This is a genomic window from Rhizobium sp. 2MFCol3.1 (assembly GCF_000377565.1).
GTDB lineage: Bacteria > Pseudomonadota > Alphaproteobacteria > Rhizobiales > Rhizobiaceae > Rhizobium.
Genome location: NZ_KB898390.1, coordinates 1 through 13,674, shown reverse-complemented (window position 1 = coordinate 13,674; position 13,674 = coordinate 1). Strand labels below are relative to the sequence as shown.

Here is a 13,674-nt window from a genome sequence, read left to right as displayed (position 1 = left end):
CTTTTGCCGACATCGATTCCGGCACAGATCATGCTATTATCGGTCATCTTCGTCGTCCCTGTCTTGGATACGAACCCCAAGGTTCCTGCAACCACACGGGCCTGATGAAGAGCCGGTTGCGATCCTGCTCCCCACAGCCCCGAATGGCTGAGAAGGTGACGATCCGACAACCAGCTGCCGGGCGGGTGGCCACCCGCCCGGCAGAAACAACTATCTCATATTTTGATCATCCAAGAAGGTGGCGGCAGCCGGATGAAGGGGCCTCCGGCGCGACGTCAGTTATTAAGTCTTCCAGCGATCACGCCTTCTGGCAATAATGCGCCGTGCCCTCATCGCCTGTCTGGAAATCGCCGGGCTGCGGCGGGGCGATCGGTTTGAAGAGGGTGCGATCCGGCTTCAGGTCGAGCAGCGGCGTGCCGTCGAGGCAATCCATGCCGCGCACCAGAAGTGTTGCTCCTTCGACCGCCTCCAGCTTGACGATCGAGGTGCCGATCGGATTGGGGCGGACGGGGGAGCGGAGCGAGAAGGTGCCGTGCACCTTGCCCGAATTGGCCGGGCTCTGGAGCACGAGGTCGCGGCGGGAGCGATCCAGCCAATAGAGGATTTCCAATCGCTCGAATGCCTCGACGCCCTGCAGCGCTGGCGCCCAGGGCTCGAATATCTCGATCCGGCAGATCGGCCCATCGTGCCGCCCCTGACGCGGGGTTTCCATGCGTGACGTCCAGGGTGTGCAGATGCGGCCGATGAAGACCAGGCCGGCATCGGTCGCAGCCGGAGCATCGACCGCCACTTCGTTTTTCCGGATTTCGTTTTCGCGCACCATCAATCTTCTCCTACATCCAGGCGTGGCGAACAGACGGGCGCATTGCCACCCGGCAGGACGCCCATGACCACATCGACATCATAAAGCTGCTTGATCCGCTGCGGCGTCAACACCGTTTGCGGCGGCCCAAGCCCGGCGAGCGTTCCCTCGTGCAGCAGGGCCACCCGATCGGCGACCATGAAGACATGGTCGGGATTGTGGGTGGAGAGCACGATCGACATGCCCTCCCGCGCCAGCCGGCGGATATGCGCGAGCACGCGCATCTGGTTACCGTAATCAAGGCTGGCGGTCGGCTCGTCCATCACGAGAATGCCCGGTTGCTGCGCCAGCGCGCGGGCGATCAGCACCATCTGCCGCTCGCCGCCCGACATCTCCGTATAGGGGCGATCGGCCAGATGCGTCATGCCGAGCCGGGCGAGTGCTGCGTCGGCAATGGCGCGATCCGTGGCGCCGGGGGCGGAGAAGGGCGAGAGGTGTACGGCGCGGCCCATGAGGACCACGTCGCGCACGGTGAAGGGAAAGAGTGCCGCATGCGCCTGCGGGACATGACCGATGCGCTTGGCGCGATCGGCCCGGCTGAACGAGATGAGCGGCACGCCGTCGAGGACGATCTCGCCCGCCTGCACCGGCAGCAGGCCGAGCATGGTCTTGAACAGCGTCGTCTTACCGGCGCCGTTCGGCCCGAGCAGCGCCAGAACCTCGCCCCGTGCGAGCGTCAGCGTGACACCCCGGCCGACCGTGCGGGCGCCATAGCCGAAGGCGAGATCGCGCAGTTCCAGCGTCATGGCCTAACCCTCATGACTTGTCCCTCATGACCAGCCCCTTTTGCCGGAGGCGAGCAGGAACAGGAAGAACGGCGCTCCCACCACGGCCGTCAGGATGCCGAGCGGGATCTCGATCATCGCGATGCTGCGGGCCAGCGTATCGACGACAAGCAGATAGGCGCCGCCGATCAGGATGGAGGCGGGCAGCAGCCGACGGAAATCGGGGCCAACAAGCAGCCGCGCGACATGCGGAATGACGAGGCCGATCCAGCCGATGATGCCGGCGATCGAGACGGAGGCTGCGGTGATGAGCGTCGCTCCCATTATCAGCGCCAACCTTGTTAGCCGGGTATCGATGCCGAGCGTGCGCGCCTCCTCGTCGCCCAGCGTCATGACATTCATGCGCCAGCGCAACAGCACGAGCGGGACAAGGCCGAGGATGATCGCCGGCAGGATGGAGCCGATATCGGCACGGGTCACGGCCGTCAGGCTGCCAAGCAGCCAGTAGGTAATGGCGGGCAGCTGGTCATAGGGATCGGCGAGGATCTTGATGAGCGATATGCCGGCGCCGACCAGAGCGCCGATCGCCACGCCCGCCAGGACCAGCGTCAGCACGGGATCACGCCCGCGCACCGCTGCACCCACCGCATAGACCGCGCCGACGGTAAGAAGGCCGCCGCAGAAGCTCATGAGCTGGATGACCGCGACCGGCATTTCCATGAAGATCGCGAGCACCGCACCGAGGCTGGCGCCGACGGAAACGCCCAGAATATCCGGCGAGACCAGCGGATTGCGAAACAGGCCCTGATAGGTGGCGCCGGCTGCCGACAGTGCCGCGCCGATCAGCAGCGCGGCCGCGACCCTCGGCAGGCGAACGTTCCAGATCACCGTTTGCTGGATCGGATCGATATCGGATGGCGTGCCGGTGATGCCGGCGGCCAGCGCCCGCAAAATGGTCGAGGGCGGGACGGCATATTTGCCGATCGCCATGGAAAGCACCGCCAGCAGCAGCACGAACGCAGCCCCGAAAACGATCAGTTTCCAGCTTCCGCCGGCGGTTTGCCTATCCTTGCTCATTTCGACGACGGTAGCGCGCCTTTCAGCAGCGTGTCGAGATCAGCATCGCTCACCTGATAGAACAGCTTGAAGAATGTCCGCACGTCGGCTTTCAGATCGCCATCGAAGCTTTGAGGATAAAGCAGCGTCTCCAGCCAGCGAATGCCGATCAGGCGGTTGATGCCGGGCGGAGAATCGAACCAGCCGAAGGGAAGCGCGGGCGCGGTGAACACCTTGCCGCTCTTCACCGCCTCGACGCTTGCCCAGGATGGATCGCTTTTCACGGCTTGCGCGAACTTGGGCGAGGCAGCGAGGATGATATCGGGGTTCCAGCCGAGAACCTGTTCCAGCGACACGTTGGTGAGCCCGCCCTTGCCGGCGGCGGCCGCGACATTGTCGGCGCCGGCCGCCTGAAGCATCTCCATGTTGATGGACCCTGACAGGCCGGTCTCAAGACCTTCAGGACCGCGCCCGTAATAGACCCTTGGGCGTTTGTCCGAGGGAAGCTTTGCCAAGCCGTCGTGAAGGGTCTTCAGCGTCGTCTCGGCATAGGTGGCCAGCTCCTGCGCGCGCGGCGCGACGCCGAGCAGGTCGCCGACCTCTCGCAGCGTCTGCGGCGTCTTCTCGAAGCTGCCGTCGATTAGCACATAGGGAATGCCGGTCTGCTGCTGCACCTTGTCGGCCAGCGAGACATAGGTCGGATTGACCGTGCCAACATCGATGATGAGATCGGGCTTGGCGGCGATCACCGCCTCCATGTTGGCGGTGCCGCCCTGCCCCGTCAGCCGGCCATAGGTGGGCAGGCTCTGTACCGATGGCGCCAGGAACTGCTTTTCCTGCGCGCTCGGCTCGCGCACCCAGCCGGTGAGCTTGTCCGGCGCCAGCACGTAGACGAGCACCGAGGCCGGCGGACCGGCCGTCAGCACGCGAGTGACGTGATCGGGGATCTCCACCGTGCGGCCGCCCGCATCGGTGAACGGGCGGGCGAAGGCTTCGGCGCTGAAGAGCGTTAGAAGGGCGGCAAGGATCGTGCTGGCGAGTTTGAGCATGGTGGCTTCCCGATGAAATCGGAGCCACTATGTCATGACGCTATATCCGATGGAATATGGCGAGGCGCTGCAAGCAGCGCCTCTTTCCCCTCATGACGAAAGCGTGAGCTAGATCACGCCGCCTTGGCGACGTGATATTCCTTGATGGCGACCATCTTGATCGCGGGGAAGCGTTCGGATTCGTAGCGCAGCGAGAAGCTGTCCTGCGCCAGGAAGACCGGGTCGCCGTCGAGATCGCGGGCGATATCGCCGCGCTTGACGTTCAGGAACTTTTCAAGCTCGGCCGGCTGGTCCGAGGAGATCCAGCGGCAGACGGAGAAGCGCGACATTTCGAACGAGACCGGCAGCGTGTATTCGGCCGACAGGCGTTCCTTCAGAACGTCGAGCTGCAGCGCACCGACGACGCCAACGATAGCCGGCGAACCGTCTTCCGGAGAGAAGAGCTGCACGACGCCCTCTTCGGCCATCTGCTGCAGCGCTTCCTTGAGCTTCTTCGCCTTCATCGCGTCTTCCAGGCGCACGCGGCGCAGGATTTCCGGCGAGAAGTTCGGCACACCCTGGAACACCAGCGCCTCGCCTTCCGTCAGCGTATCGCCGATGCGAAGCGTCCCGTGGTTCGGGATGCCGACGACGTCGCCGGCGAAGGCGGTGTCGGCCAGCTGGCGCTGCGAGGCGAAGAAGAACTGCGGCGCGGTGAGGCCGAGCTGCTTGCCGGTGCGGGCGAGACGCGCCTTCATGCCGCGCTCCAGCTTGCCGGAGCAGATGCGGGCGAAGGCGATGCGGTCGCGGTGGTTGGGGTCCATGTTGGCCTGGATCTTGAAGACGAAGGCCGTCATCTTGTCTTCGGCGGCATGCACGGTTCTGATATCGGCGACCTGGTCACGCGGCGGCGGCGCGAACTCGCCGAGCGCGTTGATGAGATCGCGAACACCGAAATTACGCAGCGCCGAGCCGAAGAAGACAGGCGTCAGGTGGCCTTCGAGGAAGGCCTTGCGGTCGAACGGGCGGCAGGCCTCGATGGCCAGTTCCGTCTCCTCGACGAAGGCCGAGCGCTCGTTTTCCGGCAGACGGTCGGCGACGGCCTGCGGGCCGTTAACCTTGGTGGGCGTCACTTCCGTATCGGAGCCGCGCACCGTGTTGTCGGCCAGGTGATAGGAGCCGCAGAAGGTCTTGGAGCGGCCGATCGGCCAAGTGACCGGGGCGGTATCGAGCGCCAGCTTCTCTTCGACCTCATCCAGGATCTCGAAGGGATCGCGGCTTTCGCGGTCCATCTTGTTGATGAAGGTGATGATCGGAATGTCGCGCATGCGGCAGACTTCGAAGAGCTTCAGCGTTCTGGGCTCGATACCCTTTGCGGCGTCGATGACCATGACGGCCGCATCGACAGCCGTCAGCGTGCGGTAGGTGTCGTCGGCGAAGTCTTCGTGGCCGGGCGTGTCGAGAATGTTGAAGACATTGCCTTCATACTCGAAGGTCATCACCGAGGTGACGACCGAGATGCCGCGCTCGCGCTCGATCTTCATCCAGTCCGACCGGGTCTGGATGCGATCCTTCTTCGCCTTGACTTCGCCGGCGAGCTGAATGGCGCCGCCGAACAGCAGCAGCTTTTCGGTGAGCGTCGTCTTGCCCGCGTCCGGGTGGGCGATAATAGCGAATGTGCGGCGGCGGGAAACCGCCTCGGCGAGACTTTCGGCCATGCTATGAATCCTGTGGAGTTGCGGCGTATCTAGCGATTTAGGCGCCGCTTTGCAATTGACCTTGGCCCTGCGGGGGCAAAGTAATGGCGCATGACCATTCACACCGATACCCGCCCGACCCTCAATCTCCTGCGTCTGCCCCATGGCGAAGGCATCGAGCTGCCCGCCTATGAAACCAAGGGCGCCGCCGGCATGGACCTGCGCGCCGCCGTCGATGACGGTGCGCCGATGGTGCTTGCGCCGGGCAAACGCGCGCTGGTGCCGACCGGGCTGATCTTCGAGATCCCCGAGGGCTTCGAAGGTCAGATCCGCCCGCGCTCCGGCCTCGCCTTCAAGAACGGCATCACCTGCCTCAACGCGCCAGGCACGATCGACAGTGATTATCGCGGCGAAGTGAAGGTGCTGCTCATCAATCTCGGTGAGGAGCCGTTCGAGATCACCCGCGGCATGCGGATCGCCCAGATGGTGATCGCTCCGGTGACCCAGGCGCACGTCGCCGAGATCACCGAGGCGAGCACGACGGCGCGCGGTGCCGGTGGCTTCGGCTCCACGGGCGTGTGATGGACAAGGCGACCGATAGCTCCGGCCTCACCTTCCGGCAGGACTATTTCGCCGACGACAAGGCTTGGTCGGCGCTGGTGTCGCTTCTCTCTGATACATTCGGCATCGATCTAGACCCGCTGAAACGCCTCGGCGGCGCCGATCCCACCAGCATGCCTTTCGGCTGGTTCGATGAAAGCGGCCTTCTCGCCGCCAATCTCTCGGCCTTCGCCATGCCTATCGTCATCAACGGCCGCAAAATCAACGCTGCCGGCCTGCAATCGGGCGCCGTGCGGCCGCCTTGGCGCGGGCGCGGGCTTTATCGCGACGTGACCAAGAAGGCGCTCGACTGGTGCGGGACCCAAGGCTTCGAGGCGATCGTGCTCTACACGGACAAGCCTGATCTCTACACGCCCTATGGCTTCCGCTCGCTGCCGATGCATCTCCATGCCGGTGTGGCGCCGGAGCCTGTGATGGGCGCCATGCCGGCGCGGACGCTCGACCCTTGGAAGCCCGAGGATCTCGCGCTGTTGCAGCGGGCGCTGAAATCCCGCACGCCGGTGTCAGACGCTCTCGCGGTCTGCGAGAGCGCGGCGATGTTCCTGATCAATACGCAGTTCGATCCGGATGTACGGCTGAGCTGGCTGGAAGACCGGCAGGCGGTGGTCGCCTGGAAGGTGGGGGACGATAACACATTCGTGCTGTCTGATGTCATTGCCGAAACCATTCCGCCGCTTGAGGCCATTCTCGGTGGGCTCGGCATCGCGCCCTTGGTGGTCGAGGTTCTGTTTTCGCCGGACAAACTCGGCTGGCAGGGCGAGGCGCGTGCGCTTGACGGCGGCACGCAGTTCATGATCCGCACCGATCTCCAAATCAGTCTCGACCGGCCGGCGATGCTTTCGCCTATGGCGGATTTCTAGGCTAGGCTTTCAGCTTAGCGGCGGCAGGCGGCGCTTCACCGGCGAGGCCTTCACCATCGATGTGCTGGTCTCGGCCTTCTCCGCGACCTTGTCGAGGATCGTGTCCAGCTGCGCCATGGAACGGACGACGAGGCGGGCGACGAAGCAATCATCGCCGGTGACCTTGTCGCATTCGACGAACTCCGGCGTCTCCCGGATGATGCGCTCCACCACATGTAGCTGCCCCGGCAGCGGCCGGACGCGGACGATCGCCTGCAGGGGATAGCCGAGTGCCGTGGGATCGATATCGACGGTGAAGGCGGAAATGACGCCGCGCTCCTCCAGCCGACGCAGGCGTTCGCCGGCGCTGGGCGAAGAGAGACCCGCTGCCTGCGCAAGCTCCTTCAGCGACATGCGCGCATCGGCGGCCAGCGCCTCAAGAAGGCGGCGGTCGATATCGTCGAGGTCATTGTTAGGTAGAACGCTCATTTTGCCTCACGATGAAAGGTAGAAGCCATCAGATGGCGCCTCAAGATTATATAAATGGCGCTGCGACCGCAATATCCTTGCTCTCAACAACGGGAGACAGTGATGCAACAGGATATCCGCAGCGGTAGCGTGCAGATGACGGCGGCGATGCTGATTTCGGGGACGATCGGCTGGTTTGTCGTCATGTCCGGTCAGCCGGTCAGCGGCGTCGTCTTCTGGCGCTGCCTGTTCGGGGCGATCAGTCTGCTGATCGTCTGCGCGGCGATGGGATTGCTGAAGCCCGGGACGATCGGGCTGCGCGCCTTCGGGATCGCCGTGTTCGGGGGTGTTGCCATCGTGCTCAACTGGCTGCTGCTCTTCGGCGCCTATGGGCATACCTCGATCTCGGTGGCGACCACCGTCTACAACACGCAGCCCTTTATGCTGCTCGGGCTCGGCGCCCTGTTTCTCGGCGACCGGATCACGGCGGCGAAGCTGTTCTGGCTGGTGTTGGCCTTCATCGGCATGATCGGGATCGTCGAGGGCAAGCCGCAGGTGGCGGGCGCGGGCGGCGATTATGCCACCGGCATCGCCATGGCGCTTGGCGCGGCCTTCTTCTATGCGCTGGCGGCTCTGGCCGCGAAATGGCTGAAGGGCACGCCGCCGCACCTGATCGCGCTGATCCAGGTTTCGACCGGTGTCGTGATGCTGGCGCCGATCACCGACTTTTCCGCCCTGCCCCATAACAGCGTGACATGGTCGCTGCTGGTGACGCTGGGCGTCGTGCATACGGGGCTGATGTATGTGCTGCTTTATGGCGCGATCCAGAAGCTGCCGATCCACCTCACCGGTGCGCTATCCTTCCTCTACCCGATCGCGGCGATCGTCGTCGATCGGATCGCCTTCGGCCATGCGCTGCAGCCGCTGCAGATCGCCGGCGCCGCCATCATTCTTCTGGCGGCGGCGGGCATGAACCTTGGCTGGACGCCCGCGCGGCTGAAAGGTGTGCTGCGGGGCGTCCGGACTCAATGATGGCGATCACTTCGCCTGGCGGGTGATCTCGAAGAGGAACCAGTGGCGGCGCTCGGCCTCGTCGATCCAGTTTTCGAGAAGGCTCGTCGTGGCGACGTCGTTGTGTTCGGAGCAGACGTCGTGGGTTTCGCGCATCAGCGAGATCAGCTGGCGATTATCGTCACGCAGTTCGGCCAGCATGTCCTCCGGCGTCACGTAATCGGCGTCGTTATCGGCCAGGCGCTGCAGGCGGCCGATATGGCCGATGGAGCGCAGCGTCGTGCCGCCGATCTTGCGGGCGCGCTCGGCCATCTCGTCGGTGATCGCGAAAATCTGCTCTGCATGCTCGTCCAGCAGCAGGTGATAATCGCGGAAATGCGGGCCGGACATGTGCCAGTGGAAATTCTTGGTCTTGAGATAAAGCGCGAAAGTATCGGCCAGAAGCGCCGCCAGCGCGCCCGAGATATCCTGGATGGCGTTGCTCTTCAGATCGGTCGGGGTTGCGAGGGCCGCGGTCTTGCGCTTTTCGACGGGTGTCGACATGAAATTTTCTCCTTCGCCAGATCGGCGTGATACGGGTGCCGGAACGGGTTGCGTCCCCCATGTGGCCGACAATTCTGGCTCCGGCTACGGCCAGACATCCGCCGCCAACCGAGAACTAGAACCGCGACCCGAGGCGTCAATAGCAGACGCTCGTGACAGAATGCCCGCGCCGGAAATCTGGTCACAGGGCCGCCCGCCGATCCCCTCTGCGGCGCCAACCGGCGGCCTGTTGAAACGGCCCGGCAAGAGGCGTAGAACACAGCCGATTGGGAGGCTCACATGTCGTTCACCGCACTCTTTGCCTATGCCGCGGCGCTGTTCATCGCCGCCGCCATTCCCGGCCCCGGCATTACAGCCATCGTTGCCCGCGCGCTGGGCTCGAACTTCCGCGAGACCTTTTTCATGGGCCTTGGGCTGGTGCTCGGCGACATGACCTATCTGACCGCCGTGATCCTCGGCCTTGCCTTCGTGGCGCAGACCTTCACCGAGGTGTTCATCGTCATCAAGATCCTCGGCGCGCTCTATCTCGGCTATATCGCCTACAAGCTCTGGACCGCGGGCCTGCTGCCGCAGGACATCGCCGCAAAGAAATCCAGCAATATCGGCATGCGCTTTCTCTCCGGCCTGCTGGTCACGCTCGGCAACCCGAAGACGATGCTCTTCTACGTCGCGCTGGTGCCGACGCTGATCAGCATCGACAACGTCGGGATGCGCGAATACGGCCTGCTGCTTTTGACCACCTTCGTCGTGCTGCTGGTGGTGCTGATCCCCTACATGCTGCTGGCATCGCGAGCGCGCATGTTGCTCAAACAGCCGCGCGCGCTGCAGGCGCTGAACCGGGTGGCGGCGAGCATTCTGGCGGGCACCGCAGCCTTCATCGCCACGCGCGCGGCCTGAAAAAATCATTCGGTAAACCGTGGTTCGCAAAGGGTTTTTTCTCTGAACCACAGGGTTGGCGGGTGAAGCTACTCTGGCCGACCACCGGCTTAGACCCTATTCTCAGTCTATATTTCATCAAGGGAGCCTTATCATGTCGAAGAAACCGGGCCGCGGCCGCATCTACTCCTCGATCACGGAAACGATCGGCGATACCCCGATCGTTCGACTGGACAAGCTCGCCAAGGAAAAGGGCGTGAAGGCCAATCTTCTGGCCAAGCTCGAATTCTTCAACCCGATCGCCTCGGTCAAGGACCGCATCGGTGTGGCGATGATCGAATCTCTGGAAGCGCAGGGCAAGATTTCGCCCGGCAAGACGACGCTGGTCGAGCCGACCTCGGGCAACACCGGCATCGCGCTCGCCTTCGCCGCCGCCGCCAAGGGCTACAAGCTGATCCTCACCATGCCGGAGACCATGTCGGTCGAGCGCCGCAAGATGCTGGCGCTGCTCGGCGCCGAACTGGTGCTGACCGAGGGTCCGAAGGGCATGAAGGGCGCGATCGCCAAGGCCGAGGAACTGGCCGCCACCCTGCCCGACGCGATCATTCCGCAGCAGTTCGAAAACCCCGCCAACCCCGAAATCCATCGCAAGACGACGGCCGAGGAGATCTGGAACGACACGGATGGCACGGTCGATATCCTGGTGTCTGGCATCGGCACCGGCGGCACGATTACCGGCGCCGGCCAGGTGCTGAAGTCGAAGAAGCCGGAGATCAAGGTGATCGCCGTCGAGCCGGAGGAATCGCCGGTGCTCTCCGGTGGCCAGCCGGGTCCGCACAAGATCCAGGGCATCGGCGCCGGCTTCGCGCCCGCCATCCTCGACACCCACATCTATGACGAGGTCGTCACCATCAACAGCGCGACCGCGCTCGAAACCGCCCGCCACGTCGCCCGCCTCGAAGGCGTGCCCGTCGGCATCTCCTCGGGTGCCGCCCTTGCCGCCGCGATCAAGATCGGCTCCCGCGAGGAAAACGCCGGAAAAAATATCGTGGTGATCATCCCGTCGTTCGCCGAACGCTACCTCTCGACGGCGCTGTTCGAAGGCCTCGGCGGCTGAGGATCGGGCTTAGTCCGACGTCAGGGAGGGCGCTTCGGCGCCCTTCATGCTGTTTGCCATCCACCGCCAACCTCCAACCCGAAGCAATCCACCCCATGCTGTTGATCGTCGGAACCATCCGCCTCCCCCATGAGAACCTCGCGCTCGCACGCCCCGTGATGCGGCGCATGGTGGAGATGAGCCGCGCCGAAGATGGTTGCCTGGATTATTCCTACGCCGAGGACGTGCTCGAGCCCGGCCTCATTCACGTCACCGAACGCTGGCGCGACCAAGCCTCGCTCGATCGCCATTTTCAAACCGCGCACCTGAGCGACTGGCGCGCCGCATGGCCATCACTCGGCATTCATGACCGCAAGCTCCAGAGCTACGAGGTCGGCGCAGCGCGCGAGACCTGAGGCACCGGACTGCTCCCCTCCGCCAAGCTAGCGACGACGCTCCCACTGCGTCTCCGCTTCCGCTCCCCCTCCCCTTCACGCCACCGCCGTCAGCCGCTCGCCCGCCATGCGGTAGGAGATCGCCTCGGCCAAGTGGATGCGGCCGACCATCTCCTGGCCGTCGAGATCGGCGAGCGTCCGGGCGACCTTGAGGACGCGGTGGTAGCCACGGGCGGAGAACTTCATCTTTTCGGCGGCGTCGCGCAAAAGCTGCAGGCCGGATGCATCGGGGGCTGCAAAGGTCTCGATCATCGCGGTGGAGCAGCGGGCATTGGTGCCGGTCTTACCAAGGCCAGCGGCGCGGAAGCGGTCTCGCTGCAGATCACGGGCGCGGGCGACGCGGCGGGCAACGTCGGCGCTCTTTTCGGCCGGCGCCGGGCGGATCAGGTCGAAGGCGGAGACGGCGGGGACGTCGATCCTGATATCGATGCGATCCATCAGCGGGCCGGAGATGCGGGCCTGGTAATCGGTCATGCAGCGCGGACCACGGGCGCAGCTATGGCCGGGCTCACCCGCCATGCCGCAGCGGCAAGGGTTCATGGCCGCCACCAGCTGGATCGTGGCGGGATAGCTGACGCGGTGATTGGCGCGGGCGATGATGCACTCGCCGGTTTCCAGCGGCTGGCGCAGCGCATCCAGCGCCTGCGGCGAAAATTCCGGAAACTCGTCGAGGAAGAGCACGCCGTGATGGGCAAGCGACGCCTCGCCAGGACGCGCTCGGAAACCGCCGCCGACGAGGGCCGCCATGGTGGCGGAGTGATGCGGGGTGCGGAACGGCCGGCGGTCGGAGAGCTTGCCGCCGGAGAGCTGGCCGGCGATCGAGTGGATCATCGAGACCTCCAACAGCTCGGCGGCCGAGAGCGGCGGGAGAATCGACGGCAAGCGGGCGGCGAGCATCGACTTGCCGGAACCTGGCGGACCGACCATCAGCAAATTATGCCCACCGGCGGCCGCCACCTCCAGCGCCCGCTTGGCGCTCTCCTGGCCCTTGATGTCGGCGAGATCGGGAAGATTAGCGGCGGTGGCGCGGATCGACGGCTCGGGGCGCGAGAGCACCTGGGTGCCGCGGAAATGATTGGCGAGGGCGATCAGGCTGCGGGGTGCCAGGATGTCGAGCTCGGCGCCGGCCCAGGCAGCTTCCGGGCCGCTTTCGGCCGGGCAGATCAAGCCTTTCCCCATCGCGTTGGCGCCGATCGCGGCCGGCAGCGCGCCGTTGACGGCGGCGATCGTGCCGTCGAGATTGAGTTCGCCGATGACGACATAGCCCGAGAGCGCATCCGCCGGAATGGCGCCGAGCGCCGCCATCAGGCCGAGCGCGATGGGAAGGTCGAAGTGGCTACCTTCCTTGGGGAGATCGGCGGGGGCGAGATTGACGGTGATGCGCTTGGCGGGGAGCGCCAGGCCGGAGGCATGGAGTGCGGCATGCACCCGCTCGCGACTTTCGGCCACCGCCTTGTCGGGCAGGCCGACGATCTGGGTGATCAGCTTGCCGGGCGCGACCATGACCTGGACCTCGACCGGAACCCCCTCTATGCCCTGGAATGCAACCGTGCTGACGCGCGCTACCATGCCCAACCCCTTGGCCCAGATCCCCTGTGGTGCAACCCCTTGCACCTGAAACCGCGACCCATCATGGTCGCGGATTGCAATCTGGCATAGAAATTGGAATGAAACAAGAACAATAAATGAACAATTGCGCGCCATTGATGTGGCGCGGTTGTGGCGGGTTGTGGGGGTGGAACAAAGGTGGGGAGGAAGAGGATCGCGACGGCAGTTTCGGCGTTTCGGGCTACGGGGCCAACGTAGTGCGAGTGATCCATGCACGTCGAACTCGTTGCGGCGTGCTTAGATGCTCGGGACAGGCCCGAGCATGACGGTGGAGGGTTGGGTGGACGTCGCCTCCCCAACACTGAAATGGCGCTAAGCGACTGAAGAGGCAAGGCTTTCCTCAGTCACGGCATCGTCCTCGGGCTCGTCCCGAGGATCTAAGCACGTCTCCACGGATGCAAGGGTGCAAGGGTGCAGATGGGTCTCGCTTGCAGCCACCATGGTGCAAGCTATCCACTCACGTCGAGCAAGTTGGTTGCTCAGCAGATCCTCGGGACGAGTGTAAAGCCCGGAGACATCCCTGACAGGTGTTCGGAGACATGCCTGACACTCACGGCGTGTTCGTGAGGTCGATTTTGGCGACCTTGGTTGCGCCGAAGAAGACGCCGTATAGGCCGTCGCGGTCGAGCGGACGGATGGCCAGGCATTCACCCTTGAAGGCGCCGGGCACGCGCCAGGCCTGCCCCTTGAACACGATGTAGCCCTTGGTCGTGCTGATGCGACGGACGATCTCGCCGCTGTCGTAGACGGGTTCCGGCAGGTGCTTGGGAAAAGGTCTCGGCGAAGGGA

14 protein-coding genes and 1 pseudogene are annotated in these 13,674 nt (G+C 64.5%); 6 read left to right on the top strand and 9 right to left on the bottom strand.

The window, feature by feature from the left end; genetic code table 11:
• Positions 1-298: 298 nt before the first annotated feature.
• The 5 genes from tsaA to D460_RS0132160 all read right to left on the bottom strand — a co-directional run bounded on the left by tsaA (position 299) and on the right by D460_RS0132160 (position 5,389).
• On the bottom strand, positions 299-823 hold the full coding sequence (gene tsaA / locus D460_RS0132180; protein ID WP_018902728.1) for a tRNA (N6-threonylcarbamoyladenosine(37)-N6)-methyltransferase TrmO: 525 nt from the start codon (positions 821-823) through the stop codon (positions 299-301).
• A complete protein-coding gene (locus D460_RS0132175) occupies positions 823-1,608 on the bottom strand; it encodes an ABC transporter ATP-binding protein (protein ID WP_018902727.1) in 786 nt (261 codons plus the stop codon). Before D460_RS0132175 ends, tsaA begins: the two co-directional genes overlap by 1 nt.
• Positions 1,609-1,632: 24 nt before the next feature.
• A complete protein-coding gene (locus D460_RS0132170; RefSeq protein WP_018902726.1) occupies positions 1,633-2,664 on the bottom strand; it encodes an iron ABC transporter permease in 1,032 nt (343 codons plus the stop codon).
• Positions 2,661-3,692 (bottom strand): iron ABC transporter substrate-binding protein, encoded by a 1,032-nt coding sequence (locus D460_RS0132165; protein WP_018902725.1) that lies wholly within the window; start codon positions 3,690-3,692, stop codon positions 2,661-2,663. The genes D460_RS0132170 and D460_RS0132165 overlap by 4 nt, the downstream gene beginning before the upstream one ends.
• A gap of 113 nt (positions 3,693-3,805) precedes the next feature.
• Positions 3,806-5,389 (bottom strand): peptide chain release factor 3, encoded by a 1,584-nt coding sequence (locus D460_RS0132160; protein WP_018902724.1) that lies wholly within the window; start codon positions 5,387-5,389, stop codon positions 3,806-3,808.
• A 90-nt stretch (positions 5,390-5,479) separates the two neighbouring features.
• On the opposite strand from D460_RS0132160, the gene dut reads away from it, so the two are divergent.
• Positions 5,480-5,950: a dUTP diphosphatase gene (gene dut / locus D460_RS0132155; protein ID WP_018902723.1), complete on the top strand. Its 471-nt coding sequence runs from the start codon at positions 5,480-5,482 to the stop codon at positions 5,948-5,950.
• A complete protein-coding gene (locus D460_RS0132150; protein ID WP_018902722.1) occupies positions 5,950-6,849 on the top strand; it encodes a GNAT family N-acetyltransferase in 900 nt (299 codons plus the stop codon). The genes dut and D460_RS0132150 overlap by 1 nt, the downstream gene beginning before the upstream one ends.
• A gap of 9 nt (positions 6,850-6,858) precedes the next feature.
• On the opposite strand, the gene D460_RS0132145 is transcribed toward D460_RS0132150, so the two are convergent.
• Positions 6,859-7,317 carry an Lrp/AsnC family transcriptional regulator gene (locus D460_RS0132145; RefSeq protein ID WP_018902721.1) on the bottom strand — a complete coding sequence of 153 codons (459 nt, stop codon included), beginning with the start codon at positions 7,315-7,317 and terminating at the stop codon, positions 6,859-6,861.
• A 102-nt stretch (positions 7,318-7,419) separates the two neighbouring features.
• On the opposite strand from D460_RS0132145, the gene D460_RS0132140 reads away from it, so the two are divergent.
• Positions 7,420-8,328, top strand: coding sequence for a DMT family transporter (locus D460_RS0132140; RefSeq protein WP_018902720.1), 909 nt, complete (start codon positions 7,420-7,422; stop codon positions 8,326-8,328).
• Between the two features lie 6 nt (positions 8,329-8,334).
• Here the strand turns inward: D460_RS0132140 and D460_RS0132135 are convergent, their stop codons facing one another.
• The gene (locus D460_RS0132135; protein WP_018902719.1) at positions 8,335-8,850 is read right to left on the bottom strand and encodes a DNA starvation/stationary phase protection protein; all 516 of its coding nucleotides are present in this window, start codon (positions 8,848-8,850) and stop codon (positions 8,335-8,337) included.
• 279 nt (positions 8,851-9,129) lie between these two features.
• Between D460_RS0132135 and D460_RS0132130 the strand changes: the two genes are divergently transcribed.
• From D460_RS0132130 to D460_RS0132120, 3 genes are all read left to right on the top strand, one after another.
• Positions 9,130-9,747, top strand: coding sequence for a LysE family translocator (locus tag D460_RS0132130; protein ID WP_018902718.1), 618 nt, complete (start codon positions 9,130-9,132; stop codon positions 9,745-9,747).
• 133 nt (positions 9,748-9,880) lie between these two features.
• The gene (gene cysK, locus D460_RS0132125) at positions 9,881-10,843 is read left to right on the top strand and encodes a cysteine synthase A (protein ID WP_018902717.1); all 963 of its coding nucleotides are present in this window, start codon (positions 9,881-9,883) and stop codon (positions 10,841-10,843) included.
• A 95-nt stretch (positions 10,844-10,938) separates the two neighbouring features.
• A complete protein-coding gene (locus D460_RS0132120; RefSeq protein WP_018902716.1) occupies positions 10,939-11,238 on the top strand; it encodes a putative quinol monooxygenase in 300 nt (99 codons plus the stop codon).
• Positions 11,239-11,313: 75 nt separating this feature from the next.
• Here the strand turns inward: D460_RS0132120 and D460_RS0132115 are convergent, their stop codons facing one another.
• Both D460_RS0132115 and D460_RS36645 read right to left on the bottom strand, forming a co-directional pair.
• The gene (locus D460_RS0132115; protein WP_018902715.1) at positions 11,314-12,846 is read right to left on the bottom strand and encodes a YifB family Mg chelatase-like AAA ATPase; all 1,533 of its coding nucleotides are present in this window, start codon (positions 12,844-12,846) and stop codon (positions 11,314-11,316) included.
• Positions 12,847-13,364: 518 nt separating this feature from the next.
• Positions 13,365-13,674, bottom strand: a pseudogene (locus D460_RS36645) (IS481 family transposase); the annotation flags it as partial.

Coding starts and splice junctions, on each gene's coding strand:
- tsaA (WP_018902728.1), bottom strand. CDS start 823: ATGGTGCGCGAAAACGAAATCCGGAAAAACGAAGTGGCGGTCGATGCT.
- D460_RS0132175 (WP_018902727.1), bottom strand. CDS start 1,608: ATGACGCTGGAACTGCGCGATCTCGCCTTCGGCTATGGCGCCCGCACG.
- D460_RS0132170 (WP_018902726.1), bottom strand. CDS start 2,664: ATGAGCAAGGATAGGCAAACCGCCGGCGGAAGCTGGAAACTGATCGTT.
- D460_RS0132165 (WP_018902725.1), bottom strand. CDS start 3,692: ATGCTCAAACTCGCCAGCACGATCCTTGCCGCCCTTCTAACGCTCTTC.
- D460_RS0132160 (WP_018902724.1), bottom strand. CDS start 5,389: ATGGCCGAAAGTCTCGCCGAGGCGGTTTCCCGCCGCCGCACATTCGCT.
- dut (WP_018902723.1), top strand. CDS start 5,480: ATGACCATTCACACCGATACCCGCCCGACCCTCAATCTCCTGCGTCTG.
- D460_RS0132150 (WP_018902722.1), top strand. CDS start 5,950: ATGGACAAGGCGACCGATAGCTCCGGCCTCACCTTCCGGCAGGACTAT.
- D460_RS0132145 (WP_018902721.1), bottom strand. CDS start 7,317: ATGAGCGTTCTACCTAACAATGACCTCGACGATATCGACCGCCGCCTT.
- D460_RS0132140 (WP_018902720.1), top strand. CDS start 7,420: ATGCAACAGGATATCCGCAGCGGTAGCGTGCAGATGACGGCGGCGATG.
- D460_RS0132135 (WP_018902719.1), bottom strand. CDS start 8,850: ATGTCGACACCCGTCGAAAAGCGCAAGACCGCGGCCCTCGCAACCCCG.
- D460_RS0132130 (WP_018902718.1), top strand. CDS start 9,130: ATGTCGTTCACCGCACTCTTTGCCTATGCCGCGGCGCTGTTCATCGCC.
- cysK (WP_018902717.1), top strand. CDS start 9,881: ATGTCGAAGAAACCGGGCCGCGGCCGCATCTACTCCTCGATCACGGAA.
- D460_RS0132120 (WP_018902716.1), top strand. CDS start 10,939: ATGCTGTTGATCGTCGGAACCATCCGCCTCCCCCATGAGAACCTCGCG.
- D460_RS0132115 (WP_018902715.1), bottom strand. CDS start 12,846: ATGGTAGCGCGCGTCAGCACGGTTGCATTCCAGGGCATAGAGGGGGTT.